Below are 18596 nucleotides of genomic sequence, written 5' to 3'. Positions count from 1 at the left end.
GTTAGAGCTCCAGCCGAACCGCAACTTCGAGCGCAGCCTCGATGCTTCGCATCCAGCCCTCCTTGAGCGCCTGTTCGGTTCCGGAGTAAAGGCTCGTGCCGTCGAACAGGTTGCTGGAGGTGGAGCAGATCATGCCCGAACGAACGCCCCTCAGGCGCGCAACTACATAAAGTGCGGCGCTCTCCATTTCGACGTTCAGCACGCCAAGGCCGTTGAGCTCGGCGATCCAGGCTGGGGTCTCGGCGTAGAAGGCATCATCGCTTGCATTGATGCCGGAGTACACGGAGGCGTCTGTACCCTCGGTAAGTTCACGGGCGACCTTCGCGAGCTCGAGCGCGATCTCAAGGTCGGGAACGGCGGGGAAGCCATGGTGGGCATAGGCGGCCGTCGTGCCGTCGTTGCGCAGGGCTCCTTCGCTAACCAGAAGGTCACCGGGCTTGACGCCGGGCTGCAGGCCAGCGGACGAGCCCACGCGGATGAGGGAGGTCACTCCCACACGGACGAGCTCTTCGACGGCGATCGCGGTGGACGGGCATCCCATCCCCGTCGAGGTGGCGGTGATGAGCCGACCCTTGTACATGCCCGTCATGGTGAGGTGCTCGCGCTTGTGCGCCACCGTTTTCACGTCGGTGAGGAATTCCGCGACGAGGGGAACACGGAACGGGTCTCCCGGGAGCAGCGCCACCGTCGACACCTCGCCAGGGGCAACCCCGATATGAAACTGGCGCTCGCCGATACCGGCGGAGGTCTTGTCTACTGGCTGGTTCATTTGGCTACTCCACGACGTCGGGAAGGTATCGGTACGATGTTATACCTCTCCATCGTTGCGCATTCCGGCGCGTGACGCAATGACGAGAATGGTCCCGTTCTAAACGACTCGATCGAGGCGCGCGACACCGATTTTGGTGTCGGCCATCCCGTAGAACACCCACAACTGGCCGTCGATCTCCTCGATCGCGGTCGGGAAGACGACATTCGGCACGATGCCGTTGCGTTCCTCCTCAGTCTCCGCCTCGAGTAGCGGCTCCGTCGAACGCGCGACCACTTTCGACGGATCAAGCGCATCCAGGATCATCCCGCCCGCTCTGTAGTTCACGTTCCTCTGCTGCTCGAAGGCGCCGTCGATCGTTCCGGTAACTCCGTGGTGGAGGACGAGCCACCCTTCCGGAACCCTCAGCGGTGGAGGGCCGCCACCGATCTTCAAAGCTTCAAAGGGGAATTCGGGCCCCGCTACGAAACGGTGCTGGCCCCACAGCGTGATATTCCGGATGTCGGCCAACACGAGATCCACGGGGATGTAGCTGATCCAAATACTCTGCCGCGCGTCATCCACTCCCGCCGGTGTTCGCACCCCCTCCCCCGGGGCCGTCTCGCCGATATCCCACATCGGCCTGTGCAGCACGGCGAAGCACTCGATACCGTCCGGTGCGGTCACCGGCTCGGGGAAGAACACCGTGTCTTTGTTGTGGAAGAGACCGAGATCCATATCGAGCTCATCCTCGTAGAGGAAGTGCGCCGGTCCGAGGCGTTTCCAGTCACGCATGTTCGTGGATGTGGCGATCGCCGTGCGGGGCCCCAGCGGGCCGTATGCGACGTAGGTCATCACGTGAAGCCCGAGGCGCGGGATGAACGTCACCCGAGGATCCTCCACACCACCGTGCCCAACGCCAAACTCGAAGCCGCGATCCGGCTCGAGAACCACGCCTTCGCGCACGACCCCGGTGGGAACACCGTCGGAGATCACGACTCGAGCGAGTCCGACGCGACTGATATTTCCCGCGGCGACGATCCGGGGAAGCAGGTAGAGGTTGCCGTCCTGATCGCGGCCGGAGCCAGGGTTGAGAACACCCTCGATCTCCTGGTCGTTGCCGGGTTCCGGCGCCATAACTACGCCAACGCGCGTGAGTGTGTACGGGAAGGTCATCTATTTACTCCCCCTACGGAAGAACGCCGACGGAGGCGAGCGCGGCGCGCAGCAGTGCCCCGCGTCCACCCTCCATGTCGGAGGTGATGGACTCGGATGCCGCCTCAGACGGTCGCATCCACGTGACCTCGAGCGCGTCCTGGCGCGGCTCGCACGTGCCGGTGATCGGCACCACGAACGCGAGCGAAACAGCGTGCTGGCGCGCATCCATGAATTGGCTTTCGCTGGGCCAGGGAAAATACTCGGCCACCGTGAACGGCAGCGGGCTCGCCGGAAGCAACGGGAAGGCCATCGGCCCCAGGTCTTTTTCGAGGTGGCGGAACAGCGCGTCGCGAACGGTCTCGCCGTACAACACGCGGCCAGAAACGAGGGTGCGGGTGAACTCGCCGTCATTGGCGCGCAGCAGCGTGCCGACCTCGGTGACGCGACCGAGACCATCGACACGCACCGGCACGGCCTCCACATAGAGCAGCGGGAGGCGGCGGCGGGTCTCCGCGAGTTCCTCGTCGCTCAACCAGCCTGAATTCGGGTCGGGAGTGCCTGTGGATGCCATGCTCCATTGTCACCCAACTCACCGTTCCGCGCCGACCGGCATGCAGCAGTGCGAGTATGGACAGGTGAAATTGGACGAGTCAGCGATTCTCTGGTCAGCCCCCGAACGTGAGAGGGCAGGCAGACCGCTGCTCGTGCTGATGCACGGGTACGGTTCGCACGAGGGTGACCTCTTCGCCATGTCCCCGGCGCTGCCACTCGAACCGGTGATCGCCGCCGTGCGCGCGCCCATCGCCGAGAGCGGCGGCTGGGCGTGGTGGTCGCGCCAGGACAGCCCGGCGGGTGAGCCGCCCATGGACAAAGTGGATGCCGCAGCCGCAGCCGTCATCGACTGGCTCGACACCATCGACTCTGGTGCGGTGAGTCTGCTCGGGTTCTCGCAGGGCGGCGCGCTTGCCCTCCAGCTGCTGCGCCACGACGCCGAACGGTTTGCCGCGACGGTCTCGTTGTCAGGATTCATCGCCTCAGGCGAGCACGCCGGCGACGCGCGACTGGCCGAGGTGAAGCCGGCTGTCTTCTGGGGCCGTGGAACCGACGACGCGGTCATCCCGAGCCAGGCGATCGACCGCACGGCAGCATGGATTCCGCAGCACACCACCGCGACGATCCGCAGCTATGAGGGCATCGGCCACTCCATCTCGACGCCGGAGCTTGCCGAATTCAGCGGGTTCCTGCGCAGCCACGGCTAGGCGGCGCACGCCCTGAGCGCAACCCCTCTCGGATGACGGTGGCGCACGGGATGATGGTGGGATGGGCTCGGTGCTCGACAGCTTCTCCCCCGCAACACGAGAGTGGTTCGACGGGGCCTTCAGCGCGCCCACCCCGGCCCAACTCGGCGCGTGGGAGGCCGTCGCATCCGGCGCACATGCCCTGGTCGTCGCGCCCACCGGCTCGGGAAAGACCCTCGCGGCGTTCCTGTACGCGATCGATCAACTCGCATCCCGCCCGGTGCCCGAAGATCCGAGAGCCCGAACCCGGGTGCTCTACATCTCCCCACTCAAGGCGCTCGGTGTCGACGTGGAGCGCAACCTCCGCGCCCCGCTCGTAGGGGTGACGCAGACCGCCCGGCGGCTCGGGTTGACCGCCCCCGACGTGACAGTCGGTGTGCGCAGCGGCGACACCACCCCCGGCGATCGGAGGCTGCTCGCGCGGCTTCCGCCGGACATCCTGATCACGACGCCCGAATCGCTGTACCTGATGCTCACCTCGGCCGCCCGCGAGACGCTGGTTGGCGTCGATACTGTCATCGTCGACGAGGTGCACGCCGTCGCCTCGACGAAGCGCGGAGCCCACCTCGCGGTGTCTCTCGAACGCCTGGATGAGCTGCTGCCGAAGCCGGCACAGCGCATCGGCTTGTCGGCCACGGTGCGTCCGCTCGAGGAGGTCGCGCGTTTTCTGGGCGGGCGAGCCCCCGTCACCATCGTGCAGCCCCCGGCCGCGAAGACCTTCGACCTCTCGGTGATCGTGCCGGTGGAAGACATGACGGAGCCGGGCACGGTCGAGCCCCGCGGCGGTTCGTCTGCCGGGGCTACCGCTGAGGCGACCGGCTCGATCTGGCCCCACGTCGAAGAGCGCATCGTCGACGAGATTCTGCAGCACCGCTCCACTATCGTGTTCGCGAACTCGCGTCGGCTGGCCGAGAGGCTGACGTCACGGCTGAACGACATCAACGTTGAACGCGTTGAGGCGTCCGCGTCCTCCCTCGCAGGCTCGGTCGGCGCTGGGGTCGCGGAATCGCTGCGCGATTCTTTTAGCTCCACCGCGTTGTTAGCGCGGGCGCACCACGGCTCGGTCTCCAAAGAGCAGCGCGCGATCATCGAAGACGACCTCAAGTCCGGCCGCCTGCGGTGCGTCGTGGCGACGAGCTCGCTCGAACTCGGCATCGACATGGGAGCCGTCGACCTCGTGATTCAGGTGGAGTCCCCGCCGTCGGTCGCGAGCGGACTGCAGCGCATCGGTCGAGCCGGACACCAGGTGGGTGAGATCTCGAAAGGCATGCTGTTCCCCAAGCACCGCACCGACCTCATTCACACGACCGTCGCCGTGGAACGGATGAAGTCGGGCCAGATCGAAGCGATCGCGGTGCCGGCGAACCCGCTCGACGTGCTCGCCCAGCAGACCGTCGCGGCCACAGCCCTCGAGGCGATCGACGTCGAGGAGTGGTTCGATACCGTGCGGCGCAGTGCGCCGTTTGCGACCCTCCCGCGCAGCGCCTACGACGCCACCCTCGATCTGCTCGCCGGTCTGTACCCCAGTGACGAGTTCGCCGAGCTGCGCCCCCGCATCGTCTGGGACCGCGTGGCCGGAACGATCGCGGGGCGTCCGGGCGCCCAACGGCTGGCCGTGACCTCCGGCGGCACGATCCCGGATCGCGGGCTGTTCGGCGTCTTCATGGTCGGCGGCGACCCCGGCGCACCGGGCAGACGCGTGGGTGAACTCGACGAAGAGATGGTCTACGAGTCGCGCGTCGGAGACATCTTCGCGCTTGGCACCACCAGCTGGCGCATCGAGGAAATCACCCACGACCAGGTGCTCGTCTCGCCCGCCTTCGGTCAGCCCGGCAAGGTGCCGTTCTGGAAGGGCGACGGCCTCGGCCGCCCCGCCGAACTCGGCGCCGCCATCGGCTCGTTCGTGCGCGAGATCTCGACGAGCTCGGCCGCCGACGCCCGCACCCGGGTCGAGAACATCGGGCTGGATGAGCGCGCGGTGAACAACCTCATCGCGCTCGTCGGCGAGCAGCAGAAGTCAACCGGACAGGTGCCGACCGACCGCACTCTCGTTGTCGAGCGCTTCAAAGACGAGCTCGGCGACTGGCGGGTCGTCCTACATTCCCCTTACGGCATACCTGTTCATGCGCCGTGGGCCCTGGCTATCAGCGCACGCGTTCGCGACAGGCTGGGAGTGGATGGCGCCGCGATGGCCGGTGACGACGGGATCGTGGTGCGCATCCCCGACTCCGATGCCGAGCCGCCCGGCGCCGAACTGTTCCTCTTCGAGAAGGATGAGCTCGAAGCCACGGTGACCGAGGAGGTCGGCGGCTCCGCCCTGTTCTCCGCCCGCTTCCGGGAGTGTGCGGCGCGGGCGCTGCTCCTGCCCCGCCGCGACCCCGGTCGACGCTCGCCGCTGTGGCAACAACGGCAGCGGGCATCCCAGTTGCTGGATGTCGCGCGCAAGTACCCGAGCTTCCCGATCGTGCTCGAGACCGTGCGCGAGGTGCTCCAGGACGTCTACGACCTTCCGGCGCTGATGACACTCACGAACGAGCTTGCGACACGCAAGATCCGCATGGTCGAGGCCGAGACCGAAGTGCCGTCGCCCTTCGCGCGGTCGCTGCTGTTCGGGTACGTCGCCGCCTTCATGTACGAGGGCGATTCGCCGCTGGCCGAGCGCCGGGCGGCGGCGCTGTCGCTCGACCCGACCCTGCTCGCTGAGCTGCTGGGGCGTGCTGAGCTACGAGAGCTGCTCGATCCTGCCGTCATCGACCAGGTCGAACTGGAACTTCAGCGGCTGGCTCCCGACCGCAAGGCTCGAAACTCCGAGGGTGTCGTCGACCTGCTCCGGATGCTCGGTCCGCTGTCCATCGACGAGATCACCGAACGGTGTCTGCCCGAGGTTGAGGTGTCTGACGCCCTCACCGAACTCCAACGAGCCAACCGCGCGCTGAAGGTGACCATCGCGGGCACGCAGCAGTGGGCCGTCGTGGAGGATGCAGCCCGACTGCGTGACGCCCTCGGCGTTCCGCTGCCCATCGGCGTGCCATCCGCCTTCATCGAACCCGTTCCCGACCCGGTCGGCGACCTCGTCAGCCGCTTCGCGCGCACGCACGGCCCCTTCACCGTGCAGGATGCCGCGACGCGGTTCGGCCTCGGAACAGCCGTCGTCACCGACACCCTCCGTCGGCTTGCGGCCGACCGTCGCGTCATCGACGGCGAGTTCCGTCCCGGTGCCAGCGGAACCGAGTGGTGCTCGGTGGAGGTGCTGCGTCGCCTCCGGTCGCGTTCACTCGCAGCGCTACGTCAGGAGGTTGAGCCGGTCGAACAGTCCGCGCTCGGCCGGTTCCTGCCGGTGTGGCAGAACGTGAATGGTCCATTGCGCGGCGTCGACGGCGTGGCCCAAGTCATCGACCAGCTCGCCGGTGTGGCGCTGCCGGCATCCGCGTGGGAGTCTCTTGTGCTGCCTGCGCGCGTGCCGAACTATTCGCAGGCGTGGCTCGACGAGCTGACCGCCTCCGGTGAGGTGATCTGGTCGGGCAACGGTGTGCTGCCCGGCAGCGACGGCTGGGTCAGCCTGCACCTCGCAGACACCGCGCGAGTCACCCTCGCCGAACCGAGCGGCGACGAGACCACAGAGCTTCAGCGTTCCATTCTGGAGGCCCTCGCCGGCGGCGGCGCCTACTTCTTCCGGCAGCTCGGTCAGGCCGTGGGCAGCACCGACGACAAGTTGTTGAACGCTGCGCTGTGGGATCTGGTGTGGGCCGGGCTCGTCACCAACGACACCTTCTCCCCGCTGCGCTCGTATCTGGGCGGGCCTGCGGCGCCGAGGCGCACGCGCTCGCTCCGCGGACGTTCGAGTTCGGCCAGGGTGATGAACTCGGGGCCCCCGACCGGCGGTGGCCGCTGGTCACTGCTGCCGCTCGCCGAAGGTGACACGACAGTTCGTGCGAAGGCGATGGCCGAATCCATGCTCGAACGGCACGGCGTTGTTACGCGCGGCGCCGTCGTCAGCGAGGGGGTGCGCGGCGGTTTCGCCCTCGCCTACAAGGTGCTGAGCGGTTTCGAGGAGTCGGGTCGCGCACGGCGGGGCTACTTCGTGGATGGGCTGGGCGCCGCCCAGTTCGCGACCGGGGCCACCGTCGACCGGTTGCGCAACTTCGTGCTCGAACCGGATGCTGCGCCGAAGCTCGAGGCTGTAACCCTGGCGGCGACCGACCCGGCGAATCCCTACGGCGCGGCTCTGCCCTGGCCCGGTGCTCCCGTCGCGGTCGAGACGGAGCCCGGTGTCGCGCAGGTGCCAGCGGAGAAGCGCGGCCATCGTCCCGGCCGCAAAGCCGGCGCGCTCGTAGTCATGGTCGACGGATCACTCGTGCTCTATGTCGAGCGGGGCGGCAAAACCGTCCTCACCTTCACGGCCGACGATGATGCCCTTCGGGCCGCGGCCGTGTCGCTGACGGCGATCGTGCGCAGCAGGATCGGCAAACTTCGCATCGAACGGATCGACGGCGAGTTCTCGGTCGGAACGACCCTGGGCTCGATGCTGGATGAAGCCGGGTTTGCATCGACGCCCCAAGGCATGAGGCTTCGTGCCTGAGGGCGACACCGTCTACCGTTCCGCGAAGAACCTCGCGAAGGTTTTCGACGGCACCGTGCTGACGCGCTGCGATATCCGCGTGCCGAAATTCGCGACAGTTGACCTCACCGGAAACGTTGTAGAAGAGGTCGTCAGTCGCGGCAAGCATCTGCTCATGCGGGTCGGGGAATATACCCTGCACAGTCACCTCAAGATGGAGGGCTCCTGGCACATCTACCCCACAGGGGCGCGCTGGCGACGGCCCGAATATCAAGCTCGTGCCATCATCGCCAACGATGAGTTCACCGCGGTCGGGTTCGAGCTCGGCCTGTTCGAGGTCGTGGAACGCGCAGCGGAAGACTCGGTGGTGGGATACCTCGGCCCCGACATCCTGGGCTCGGACTGGGACCCCGCACAAGCCGTCGAGAATCTTGCGAGCGATCCAGCGCGCGAGATAGGGCTTGCCCTGCTCGACCAACGCAACCTCGCGGGGCTCGGCAACGTCTACCGCTGCGAGCTGTGTTTTCTGCGGGGGGTGCTGCCGACCCGACCGGTCGGCGAGGTGAATGACCTGCCGAGAATGGTCGCGCTCGCGAAGAAGCTGATCGAAGCCAACAAGGACCGCACCGAACGCACCACCACCGGAAAGCTCCGGGGAGACACGGACTGGGTCTACGGCCGGGCCGGGAAACCCTGCCTTCGCTGCGGCACCAGGATCCTGAAGGGCACGCTGGGCAACAACCCGCTCCAGCTCAGGGAAACGTTCTGGTGCCCGAGTTGCCAGTCGTGACCAGACGACGCTAGGAGGGCTCGGCCTCGCCGGGCGCCTCGTCGACGATTCCCACAAAGCGGCTCCCGATGCCATCGACCTCGCGCCGCACCAGCCCCGCTGCCACGGCCTGCAATTCGTCGGGATGATGGTCGGCACACGTCATCCAGGTGAACGCCGGCCACCACTTCTTGGGGCGGGCCGCTTCGGTGAATCCACAGATGTCGCAGGTCAGCTGCACCCACACGGGCTTCTTGCCGGTGCGGTTCGCCCACGACTGGGCCAGCCACGCCGGTGGGTCGGCTCGCAGGGCGTCGAGCTGCTGCTCAGACATCCGGGTCGGAAGGTCATGGCGCCGGGCCATCTCCAGCGGAATGTCGAGCCGCAATGCAGCCTCTCGACGCGAGATCATCGTCATGGGGTTACCTCAGTGATTAGGGTGCGCGATCGGCGGCTGGCCGCCCGTACCGCGCCCATACTGGCGACGACGACGAGCACCATCGCGAGCAGGTCGAGTACGGTCAGCTGCTGACCGAGGATGAGAAGGCCCGCGAGCGCGGCGAGCACCGGCGCGAGGCTCAACAGAATCGAGAAGGTCGCGGCCGGAAGCCGACGCAGGGCGAGCAGTTCAAGGCCGTAGGGAATCGTCGACGACAGCACGGCGACGGCAAGCCCCAGCAGCAGGATTTGCGGGTGGATGATCGTAGCCCCGGCGGTCACGGTGCCGAACGGCACCACCACGAGCGCAGCCATGGTCATGGCGATCGCGAGCCCGTCCAGCCGCTCGAACCGTTGTCCGGTGCGCGCAGACATCAGGATGTACGCCACCCAGAGCGCGCCAGCCCCCGCCGCGAACAGCACGCCGATCGGGTCGAGCGAGTCGAATCCGCCCCTGCCCAGAATCGCGACGCCCGCAAACGCCAGCACCGCCCACAGCCAGCTCGATGCCCGGCGGCTGACGACCACAGACAGAATTAGCGGCCCCAGCACCTCGATGGTGACGGTCACCCCGAGAGGCAGCCTCGCGAGGGCCTCGTAGAAGAGCACGTTCATACCGGCGAGCGACAGCCCAAACGCCAGCACCGTCATCCAGTCTGCGCGTGAACGGCCGCGTAGGCGCGGTCGAAACACGAGCATCAGGATGGCGGCCGAGAAGGCGAGCCGCAGGCTCACCATGCCGACCGCACCAACCGAAGGGAACAACGTCACCGCAAAGGCGGCGCCGACCTCCTGGCAGATCAGGCCGGCAACAACAAGACCCGAAGCGCCAAGTGCGGGCGCGCCAGTTCGGGTGGATGAAACGGTACTCATGCCTCGACGTTGATCGAGGTTAGGCGGGAACGACGTCCTGTGGGGCGGGAGTCGCACTCGACAGCACGCCCAGAAGCAGCACCGCTGCTTCTTCATCCACGATGCCCTGGGCGAGCGCGAGCTCGGACACCAGGATCTGGCGCGCCTTCTCGAGCATGCGCTTTTCGCCCGCCGAGACGCCCTTCTCCTGGTCACGGCGCCACAGGTCCCTGACGACCTCGCTGACGCGGTAGACGCTTCCGCTGGCCATTTTTTCCTGGTTGGACTTGTAACGGCGCGACCAGTTGCTTGGCTCTTCGATGAATTCGTCGGTCAGCACCTTGTACACGGCGGTGACACCGTCAGCGTCGATGACATCGCGCACGCCTACGAGCTCAACGTTGTCGACGGGCAACTGGATGGTGAGCTCGCTGGTGTGCACGCGAAGCGTCATCAGCCGCGTTTCGACTCCCCGAATGGAACGCGTGTTGATCTCGGTGATGGTCACAGCGCCGTGGTGGGGGTAAACGAGGGTCTCGCCGATTTCGATCTTCATTGTTGTGTCGTTTCTTTTGTTGGGGATTCGAGAATCCAGTGGGGAAGCAGATCAACGAGCTGGCGAACCAGGTCGTCATCCGAAAGTTCTATTTGTCCGCGCATCCACGCACTGATGAGCGTCATCGCCCCGCCGGCGATAAAGGTGGAGACGAGTTTCGCGTCCACATCGTCCGGCACGGTGTCGAGGGTGATCACGGCGTGCATCAGGCGGGTCACATAGCTCTCGACGAGTGCGTCATAGGCGCTTCGAGTGTGTGGAGTTTGCAGCGCACTCGAATACAACGGAAAGTTGTCGACGATGTGGTCGATGAGCCGGCCGAACCCCAGTCGGGCTGCGGCACGACCCGGGATCATGTCGTCGCGGCGCCAGTCGACCCCTAGATCGCCGATCTCGTCGAACTGTCGACGCAAAACTTCTACGGCCAGTTCATCGAGGCTGCCGAAGTGGGCGTAGAAGGTGCTGCGGCTGATCCCTGCGGCACGCACGATATCGGCGACGGTCACGCGCGTGGGGCGATCAGAGAGCACCTGGCGCACGGCGGCAAAAACCAGCTGGCGGGTGTGCTCGGCACGCGGGTCTGTGCTGACGCTGCTGACGATACGGGAGGACTGGAACTCGTCGTCTCCAGTCGTTTGCATCAGATCATTCTATCACTTCTCGGACGGTTGTCCGAGAAGTATATTTGGGGCCCCTTGACCCCTGTGATGCTGCAGCGGCAAACCGGCGAAGTCGCAGGCTGTTCGTGACGACGAACACCGACGAGAACGCCATCGCCGCGCCGGCGAGCAGCGGGTTGAGCAAGCCGAGCATCGCGACCGGAATTGCGGCAACGTTGTACGCGAAAGCCCAGAACAGATTGCCCTTGATCACCGCCAGCGTGCGGCGGGACAGCCTGACCGCGTCGGCGACGACCAGCAGGTCGCCGCTGACGATGGTGATGTCGCTGGCGGCAATGGCCGCGTCGGTACCGGTGCCCATGGCGATGCCGAGGTCGGCCGCGGCGAGCGCCGCCGAGTCGTTCACGCCGTCGCCGACCATGGCGACAACGCGCCCGCGCGCCTGCAGGTCGCGGATGACGTCGAGCTTGCCCTGCGGCGTCACTCCGGCGTGCACCTCATCGATGCCAACCTCGTTCGCCACGACGCTGGCCGCTCCCTCGTTGTCTCCGGTCAGCAGCACCGTCCGAAGACCGAGCGCACGAAGGCGGCTGATCGCGAGGGGGCTGGTTGCCTTGACGGCATCCCGCACGGTCAGGATGCCGCGCAGCGCGCCATCCCAGGCAACAGCAATTACCGTCGACCCACGCGACTCTTCGGCCGCGATGTGCGCGAGGTCGTCGTCGCTGATAGCAACCGCCCACGACTCCGTCAGCCAACTCGCTTTACCTGCGAGCACGAGGTGGCCGTCCACGGTCGCCTGCACCCCACGGCCGGCATGGGAGGCGAAGGATTCCGCCTGCGCGATCTCGATTCCGGCTCCGCTGGCGTGGTCGGTGATCGCGCGAGCCACGGGATGTTCCGAGGGGTGCTCAACCGCCGCTGCCATCGCGAGCAGTGTCCGCTCGTCGTTGCCCGCCAAGGCCGTGACGGACTGCACGACCATGGTGCCGGTCGTGACGGTTCCTGTCTTGTCGAGCACGATGGTGTCGACGGTGCGGGTCTGTTCGAGCACCTGTGGCCCACGGATAATGATGCCGAGCTGCGATCCGCGCCCGGTGCCCACCATGAGTGCCGTCGGTGTCGCGAGTCCCAGCGCACAGGGGCACGCGATGATCAACGTCGCGACTGCTGCGGTGAAGGCCTGCTCGAGTGAGCCACCGGCGATGATCCAGCCGACGAAGGTCAGCACCGCCAGCCCAATGACGACGGGAACGAAGATCGCCGAGACCCGGTCGGCCAGCCGTTGCGCCTGAGCTTTTCCGTTCTGGGCGTCTTCAACCATTCGCGCGATGCGGGACAGTTCGGTGTCAGCACCGATGCGTGTGACCTCGACGATAAGCCGCCCACCGACGTTGACCGTGGCACCGACCACCCGATCGCCTGGCCCCACCTCGGCCGGCACCGATTCGCCCGTGAGCATGCTGAGGTCGACCGCAGATGCGCCGTCGACCACGAGGCCGTCGGTGGCGATCTTTTCGCCGGGACGAACGACGAAGGTGTCTCCGACGACGAGGGATGCCACGGCCACCCGGGACTCGACGCCGTCGCGCACGATCGTGGTGTCTTTTGCCCCCAACTGCAGCAACGCGCGCAGCGCCGCCCCGGACTGCTTCTTCGCTCGAGCCTCCATGTATCGTCCGGCGAGGATGAAGACCGTCACGGCCGCCGCGACCTCGAGGTAGATTTCGCTGGCGCCAGACTCGGGATGCGCGAACAGGCTGAACGTCATGTGCATCCCCGGCACGCCCGCCATGCCGAAAAATAGCGCGTAGAGCGACCAGCCGAAGGCAGCGAGTACGCCGACGCTGATGAGGGTATCCATGGTGGTCGCGCCGTGGCGCAGGTTTATTGCTGCAGCACGGTGGAAGGGCCACGCCCCCCACGCGACCACGGGGGCCGAGAGCGTGAGCGCGAGCCATTGCCAGTTCGTAAACTGCAGCAGCGGGATCATCGACAGCAACACGACGGGCACCGTCAGGCTGGCGGAGATGATCAGTCGCCGCCGAAGTTCGGCGGTCTCGCCATCGATCGGCGCGACTTCGACGTCATCGTCCGGCACCACCGGTGCCGGTTCGACGGCGGTGTATCCGGTGGCTTCGATCGCGGCGATGAGGGTCGCCGCGTCGACGCCGTCCGCCGTGACGCGGGCCTTCTCGGTGGCGTAGTTGACCGTGGCCGTGACTCCGTCGAGGCGGTTGAGCTTGCGTTCGATTCGTGTCGCACACGACGCGCAGGTCATACCCCCGATCGTGAGATCGATGTCAGTCACTCTCGCCTCTATTCCGCGACGAGCGAATAGCCGGCCTCGATGACGGCGTCGCGAACCTGCTCTGGGGGCAGCGCGCGATCACTGACGACCGAGACCCGGGATGCCCCGCCGACCTGCAGGTCGACGCTGACGCTCTCGACTCCCTCGATCGCCGACACCTCCTCGGTGACGCTCGCCACGCAGTGGCTGCAGGTCATCCCTTCGACCAGGAAATCTTCGTTGGTTTTTGCTTCACTCATGCTGTGCCTCCTCAGGCTTATGACCGCACGAGGCGGCCGATGGCGGCCGATGCTTCACGGATCTTCTCATCGGCAACGGCACCGCCTTCGCGCGCGGCTTCAGCAACGCAGTGGGCCAGGTGATCTTCGAGCAGCGCGAGGGCGACGGTCTCCAGCGCCTTGGTTGCCGCAGAGACCTGGGTGAGCACGTCGATGCAGTACGTGTCTTCGTCGACCATGCGATGGATGCCGCGCACCTGTCCTTCGGCGCGTCGAAGCCTCTTCAGTAGATCCTCTTTATTGCTGGAGTATCCGACCATTGTCGAGCCCTTCTCTCATACCCCTATGGGGTATCCATTCTAGTACGTGCGGGATTTCTCGGAGAGCAGGGCCTCGGCGCTGACCTCGGCGCGCAGGTCGAGGCGCCGCAGCAGTTGCGCATTGAGGGCGACGACGACGGTCGATGCCGACATGAGCAGCGCCCCGACCGCCATCGGCATGATGAAGCCGATCGGCGCGAGCACTCCGGCCGCAAGCGGCACCGAGATCAGGTTGTAGCCCGCCGCCCACCACAGGTTTTGCTTCATCTTCCCGTAGCTTCTGCGTGACAGCTCGATGACGGACAGCACCGACCTGGGGTCGTCGCTGACCAGGATGACGCCGGCCGACGCGATGGCGACGTCGGTTCCGGCGCCGATCGCGATGCCGACATCGGCCTGCGCGAGGGCTGGCGCGTCGTTGACGCCGTCGCCGACCATGGCGACCTTTCGCCCCTCCGACTGCAGTTCGATGACTTTTGCGGCCTTGTCTTCCGGGTGCACCCCGGCAAAGACCCTGTCGATGCCGAGCTCTGCGGCGACAGACTGCGCCACGGCCTCGGCGTCTCCGGTGATCATGACCACCTGGATGCCCAGCTCGTGGAGTGCGTCGATCGCCTGTCGCGACTCCGGACGGATCTCGTCGGCCAGCCCGAAGGCGCCGATCACCTCGCCGTCACGCAGCACGTGCAGGATGATCGCCCCGTCGCGCTCCCAGGCCGAGCTCTCGGCCAGCGGTGCGGCGTCGTGGGAGCTCAACATTCCGGGCCCGCCGACGCTGACACTGTGGCCGTCGACCGTGCCCGTGACACCCAGCGCCGGAGACGCCCTGAAGTCGGATGCGCGGGGAACGATCAGGCTCCGCGCCTCCGCCGCGGCGACGATTGCTTTGGCTATGGGATGCTCGCTGTCACTTTCCACGGACGCCGCCATGGCCAGCAGGTCTTCCTCAGACACACCCTCGGCGACGGCGATACTCGACACGATCGGCTCCCCCTTGGTCAGGGTTCCCGTCTTGTCGAAAAGCACCGAACTTACGGTGCGCATGCCCTCGAGCGCGAGCCGATCCTTCACGAGCACCCCGGCCTTAGCCGCGCGCTCGGTGGCGATGGACACGACCAGCGGAATCGCCAGCCCCAGAGCGTGGGGACACGCGATGACGAGCACTGTGATCGTGCGGATGATCGCGTCTTCCGGGGATCCGAAGATCGTCCACACCACGGCGGTGATGGCGGCGGCTCCGAGCGCGAACCAGAAGAGCCAGGCCGCGGCAGTATCTGCCAGCCGCTGGGCGCGAGAGGTCGAGGCCTGGGCTTCACTGACGAGACGCTGGATGCCAGCAAGCGCCGTGTCGTCGCCGACGGCCGTCACGCGTACCCGCAGTGCGCTGTCGGTGGCGACGGTTCCGGCTACGACATGGTCCCCGACTCCGCGGCTCACGGCCCTGGACTCGCCGGTGATCATCGACTCGTCGACCTCGGCGACTCCCTCAATGACGTCGCCGTCGGCCGGCACCCTGCCGCCGGGACGCACCACGACCACGTCGCCAACGACGAGGTCTGCGGGGGCGACCGTGACGGTGGTGTCGCCGTCGACCCGCTCAGCCTCATCCGGAAGCAGGGCGGCAAGTGACTCGAGAGCCGTCGATGTCTGCGCAAGCGACCGCATCTCGATCCAGTGCCCGAGCAGCATGATGACGATGAGCAGCGCGAGCTCCCACCAGAAGTTGAGCTGGTGATCGAGCAGGCCGAGGCTGGAACCCCAGGATGCGAGAAACGCGACGGTGATGGCCAGCGAAATGAGCAGCATCATGCCCGGCTTGCGGGTCTTCAGCTCTGAGACGGCTCCGGTGAGGAAGGGGCGACCGCCCCACACGTACATGACGGTACCGAGCACGGGCGAGATCCAGGCGATGAACGGCAGGTCAGGCAGCGGATAGTTCAGGATCATCGACATCATGTCGTTGAACACGACGACGGGCACGCCGATGATCAGCATGATCCAGAACAGACGTCGGAATTGGGCGACGTGATCACCGTGCCCGCCGTGGCCGGAGTGATCCATGCCGCCCTTGGCCATTTCGCTGTGGTCGGCCATCTCATCAGCGGCCATCGTGTCGTGACTGTGTTCGCTCATGTCAGCGAGTGTATACCCCCTAGGGGTATATGTGAAGTAGTGGCGGAAAGAATTTCCCCGGAATGTTCCTCACCGGCTGCGTGTTGTCGGATGGGCAACCAACGGAAAGAATGTGCACATGGATCTCAAAAACCTCGACCTCACCGACCGCCGCGGAATCGTCACGGGCGCGGGGCAGGGCATCGGCCGCGCACTCGCCCTCGAATTCGGGCGCCGGGGAGGTCACCTACTGCTCGTCGGTCGCAAACTCGACACCCTCACCGAGACGGCCAGCCTCGTAGCCAACGCCGGCGGCACCACGGAGATCCTGGTCGAAGACCTGACCCAGCCCGGAGCCGTCGACCGGGTCACGGAGGCCGTCGCCGCCTGGAGCACCGTCGATCTTCTCGTCAACAACGCCGGCAACGTGCGCGCTGGGCGGCTGGAGCTGACGACCGATGCCGATGTGCACTCGATGATCGATTTGAACCTGACCGCCCCGATCCTGCTGACCAAGGCCCTGCTGCCGGCGCTCCGACAGAGCGGCACCGAGCGCGGCAGCATCGTGCTGAACATCGCCAGCGGAATCGCACTGGTTGGCATGCCGTTCTACTCGGTGTACGCGGCAACGAAGGGCGGCCTTGCGCAGTTCGGTGAGGCGCTGCGACGCGAACTGATCGGAACCGGCGTTCACGTCGCCACCGTATATCCGGGCGCCACAGACACCGCGATGATGTCGTCTCAGAATGCCGGCGCTGATCTGGGGTGGGCTCGTCGGTCGCTCGAGGATGTCATCACCGACCTGATCGCCGCGCTGCAGTCTGGCGAACACGAGATCAACACGGCACCCGAGAGTCGCCGCGCAATGCAGCAGCTCAACCTCACCGACCCGCTGGCCGTCGATGACGCACTCGCGCCCAACCTGGAGGCGCTCGAGCTTGCGGTGAGAGACCACCGCAGCATCTGAGGCTCGGACGCCCTAGCGGTGGATGTCGATGATCGTGCCGAGTTGCAGCGCGAGGGCACGTTCGGCCACGAAGCTCGCCACCGCGACGTCTGCCGCGCTGAAGCCGACGCTCTTGAACACCGCGAGCCGGCCGTCGTTCCCGGTCACCGCTTCGTCGCCCAGGAGCGTGCCCAACTCCATGACATCGCCGCGGTCCACACCGCAGGAATCGATCGCGTTGGCGATGTCACCAGCCGTATCGACGGCACCCGCGATGGTGTCGACGACGATCCGGTCGGCCCGCGCCACCGTGATGGGATCAATCTCAGACTGCTCCCTGGAGTGGCTGCCCATCCCGCACACAAGTGCGGCGTCGGTGACCCAGGCATCCTGAATCACCGGCTGGGAGGCGTTGGTCGCCGTGACGACGACCTCGGCTCCGTCGCAGGCCCCGGCGGCGGTCGAGGCAGCACGTACCTCGATACGCCGGTCCGGGTAGGTTTCGGCGAGTTCGAGACCGACGTCCCTCGCCAAGGTCGTGCGAGCCGTTTCGTTGCGCGAGTAGAAGCTGATCCTGGTGATCCCGGGAAGCGCGAAAACCAGGGCGAGAGCCTGGCTGCGCGCGTGGCGGCCCGTCCCGATCACGGCGAGGGTGCTGCTGGACGCCGGAGCCAGCCTTGCCGCGGCCAGCCCGGTGATCGCGCCGGTGCGGAGCTCTGTGATGAGGGACCCGTCCATGATGACCTCCTCCCTCGTCGCCGAGTCCACGACGTGGATCACGGCGGCCGTCTCCGGCAAGGGGGCCATCGCATCGTGGAACGTAAACCACGTCTTGACACCGAACTGGGAGGTGCCGACCACACCGGGCATCACGAGGAACTCACCGTGTCCCTGATCGAGTGTCAGCACGCTGCGCGCCGGTCGCTGCGTCCGGTTTTCGACGTGAGCTATTGCCGCCGATTTCGTCGCGGCAAAAACATCTTCCATGGAGAGGATGCCGCCAACTTCGGTTGCCGTGAGAATTCTCATGCTGTGAGCTCCGCTACCAAGTCGCCCACGGTCTCTATTGTGAAGTCCGGCGCCGCAAAGTAGCTGGGGTACACCGCTCCGGTTCGGTTCAGCCATGCGGTTCGCAGCCCTGCTTCGGAGGCTCCGTGAATGTCCCATGGGTGCACTGCAACCAGCAGCATGTCGCCTGGCCGCGTTCCGCAAGTGTCTGCCGCGTACTGATATGCCGAGCGAACCGGCTTCCACGCCGGGGCATCCTCGACCGTCAGAAGAGCCTCGAAGTGCTCGCGGATCCCTGCGGCGCTGAACATCGCCTGGGCCAGTTGCGCAGAGCCGTTCGTCAGGGTCACGAGGCGGAGGCCAGCATCCTTCAAGGATCGAACTCCGTCGGCGACGTCCGGATGCAGTGCCAGCTGACCCATCCCGTCCATAACGTGGGCCACCGCAGCGTCAACGTCGCGATTCAGCGCCACCCCGCGAAGCACGTCCCGCAGAACCTCGGAGCCGACGACCCCGAATTGTGCGTCGCCGCCCGCAGCGGCAAGCGCGAAACCGTCCCGAAGGAGCGCCGCAAACCAGACTCGAGCCAGATGCTCGGGAGCTCCAACTTCGACGAACCTCGACGCCATGGGCGACATGTCTGAGAGGGTTTCGTTGACATCGAACACGATCACTGCGGGCATG

Annotated in this window: 17 protein-coding genes; 4 read left to right on the top strand and 13 right to left on the bottom strand. The window is 66.3% G+C overall.

From position 1 onward, the window contains the following. Position 1: 1 nt before the first annotated feature. The 3 genes from QMG83_RS02500 to QMG83_RS02490 form a co-directional block, all read right to left on the bottom strand. The gene (locus QMG83_RS02500) at positions 2-769 is read right to left on the bottom strand and encodes a nucleoside phosphorylase (RefSeq protein WP_283503787.1); all 768 of its coding nucleotides are present in this window, start codon (positions 767-769) and stop codon (positions 2-4) included. Positions 770-868: 99 nt separating this feature from the next. After that, positions 869-1924 (bottom strand): glycoside hydrolase family 130 protein, encoded by a 1056-nt coding sequence (locus tag QMG83_RS02495; RefSeq protein WP_283503786.1) that lies wholly within the window; start codon positions 1922-1924, stop codon positions 869-871. A 13-nt stretch (positions 1925-1937) separates the two neighbouring features. Beyond that, positions 1938-2477, bottom strand: a complete 540-nt coding sequence (locus tag QMG83_RS02490) for an NUDIX hydrolase family protein (protein WP_283503785.1) — start codon at positions 2475-2477, stop codon at positions 1938-1940. 64 nt (positions 2478-2541) lie between these two features. On the opposite strand from QMG83_RS02490, the gene QMG83_RS02485 reads away from it, so the two are divergent. From QMG83_RS02485 to QMG83_RS02475, 3 genes are all read left to right on the top strand, one after another. After that, positions 2542-3165, top strand: coding sequence for an alpha/beta hydrolase (locus QMG83_RS02485; RefSeq protein ID WP_283503784.1), 624 nt, complete (start codon positions 2542-2544; stop codon positions 3163-3165). 61 nt (positions 3166-3226) lie between these two features. Then, on the top strand, positions 3227-7783 hold the full coding sequence (locus QMG83_RS02480) for an ATP-dependent helicase (RefSeq protein ID WP_283503783.1): 4557 nt from the start codon (positions 3227-3229) through the stop codon (positions 7781-7783). Then, positions 7776-8552 (top strand): DNA-formamidopyrimidine glycosylase family protein, encoded by a 777-nt coding sequence (locus QMG83_RS02475; RefSeq protein ID WP_283503782.1) that lies wholly within the window; start codon positions 7776-7778, stop codon positions 8550-8552. Before QMG83_RS02480 ends, QMG83_RS02475 begins: the two co-directional genes overlap by 8 nt. 10 nt (positions 8553-8562) lie before the next feature. On the opposite strand, the gene QMG83_RS02470 is transcribed toward QMG83_RS02475, so the two are convergent. From QMG83_RS02470 to QMG83_RS02435, 8 genes are read right to left on the bottom strand one after another with little or no spacing between them, the layout of a single operon-like run. After that, a complete protein-coding gene (locus QMG83_RS02470) occupies positions 8563-8943 on the bottom strand; it encodes a hypothetical protein (RefSeq protein ID WP_283504508.1) in 381 nt (126 codons plus the stop codon). Positions 8944-8945: 2 nt separating this feature from the next. Then, positions 8946-9842, bottom strand: coding sequence for an EamA family transporter (locus QMG83_RS02465; RefSeq protein WP_283503781.1), 897 nt, complete (start codon positions 9840-9842; stop codon positions 8946-8948). 19 nt (positions 9843-9861) lie between these two features. Then, positions 9862-10377, bottom strand: a complete 516-nt coding sequence (locus QMG83_RS02460) for a CarD family transcriptional regulator (protein ID WP_283503780.1) — start codon at positions 10375-10377, stop codon at positions 9862-9864. Continuing rightward, positions 10374-11018 carry a TetR/AcrR family transcriptional regulator gene (locus QMG83_RS02455; protein WP_283503779.1) on the bottom strand — a complete coding sequence of 215 codons (645 nt, stop codon included), beginning with the start codon at positions 11016-11018 and terminating at the stop codon, positions 10374-10376. Before QMG83_RS02455 ends, QMG83_RS02460 begins: the two co-directional genes overlap by 4 nt. 4 nt (positions 11019-11022) lie before the next feature. After that, positions 11023-13278: a heavy metal translocating P-type ATPase gene (locus QMG83_RS02450; protein ID WP_283504507.1), complete on the bottom strand. Its 2256-nt coding sequence runs from the start codon at positions 13276-13278 to the stop codon at positions 11023-11025. Between the two features lie 38 nt (positions 13279-13316). Then, positions 13317-13547 (bottom strand): heavy-metal-associated domain-containing protein, encoded by a 231-nt coding sequence (locus QMG83_RS02445; protein WP_283503778.1) that lies wholly within the window; start codon positions 13545-13547, stop codon positions 13317-13319. Between the two features lie 17 nt (positions 13548-13564). Continuing rightward, positions 13565-13846 (bottom strand): metal-sensitive transcriptional regulator, encoded by a 282-nt coding sequence (locus QMG83_RS02440; RefSeq protein WP_283503777.1) that lies wholly within the window; start codon positions 13844-13846, stop codon positions 13565-13567. A gap of 39 nt (positions 13847-13885) precedes the next feature. Further along, positions 13886-15955, bottom strand: a complete 2070-nt coding sequence (locus QMG83_RS02435) for a heavy metal translocating P-type ATPase (RefSeq protein ID WP_502949002.1) — start codon at positions 15953-15955, stop codon at positions 13886-13888. A gap of 142 nt (positions 15956-16097) precedes the next feature. Between QMG83_RS02435 and QMG83_RS02430 the strand changes: the two genes are divergently transcribed. Further along, positions 16098-16925, top strand: a complete 828-nt coding sequence (locus tag QMG83_RS02430; RefSeq protein WP_283503776.1) for an SDR family NAD(P)-dependent oxidoreductase — start codon at positions 16098-16100, stop codon at positions 16923-16925. A 12-nt stretch (positions 16926-16937) separates the two neighbouring features. Here the strand turns inward: QMG83_RS02430 and QMG83_RS02425 are convergent, their stop codons facing one another. After that, entirely contained in the window at positions 16938-17933 is a 996-nt protein-coding gene (locus tag QMG83_RS02425; RefSeq protein WP_283503775.1) for an ornithine cyclodeaminase family protein, read from the bottom strand. Continuing rightward, complete coding sequence (locus QMG83_RS02420) at positions 17930-18595, bottom strand: haloacid dehalogenase type II (RefSeq protein ID WP_283503774.1); 666 nt, start codon at positions 18593-18595, stop codon at positions 17930-17932. The genes QMG83_RS02425 and QMG83_RS02420 overlap by 4 nt, the downstream gene beginning before the upstream one ends. Between the last annotated feature and the right edge of the window lies 1 nt (position 18596).

The organism is Salinibacterium sp. G-O1 (assembly GCF_030063305.1).
GTDB lineage: Bacteria > Actinomycetota > Actinomycetes > Actinomycetales > Microbacteriaceae > Rhodoglobus.
The sequence above is the reverse complement of the archived record's forward strand: the minus strand, read 5'-3'. Positions and strand labels throughout refer to the sequence as shown.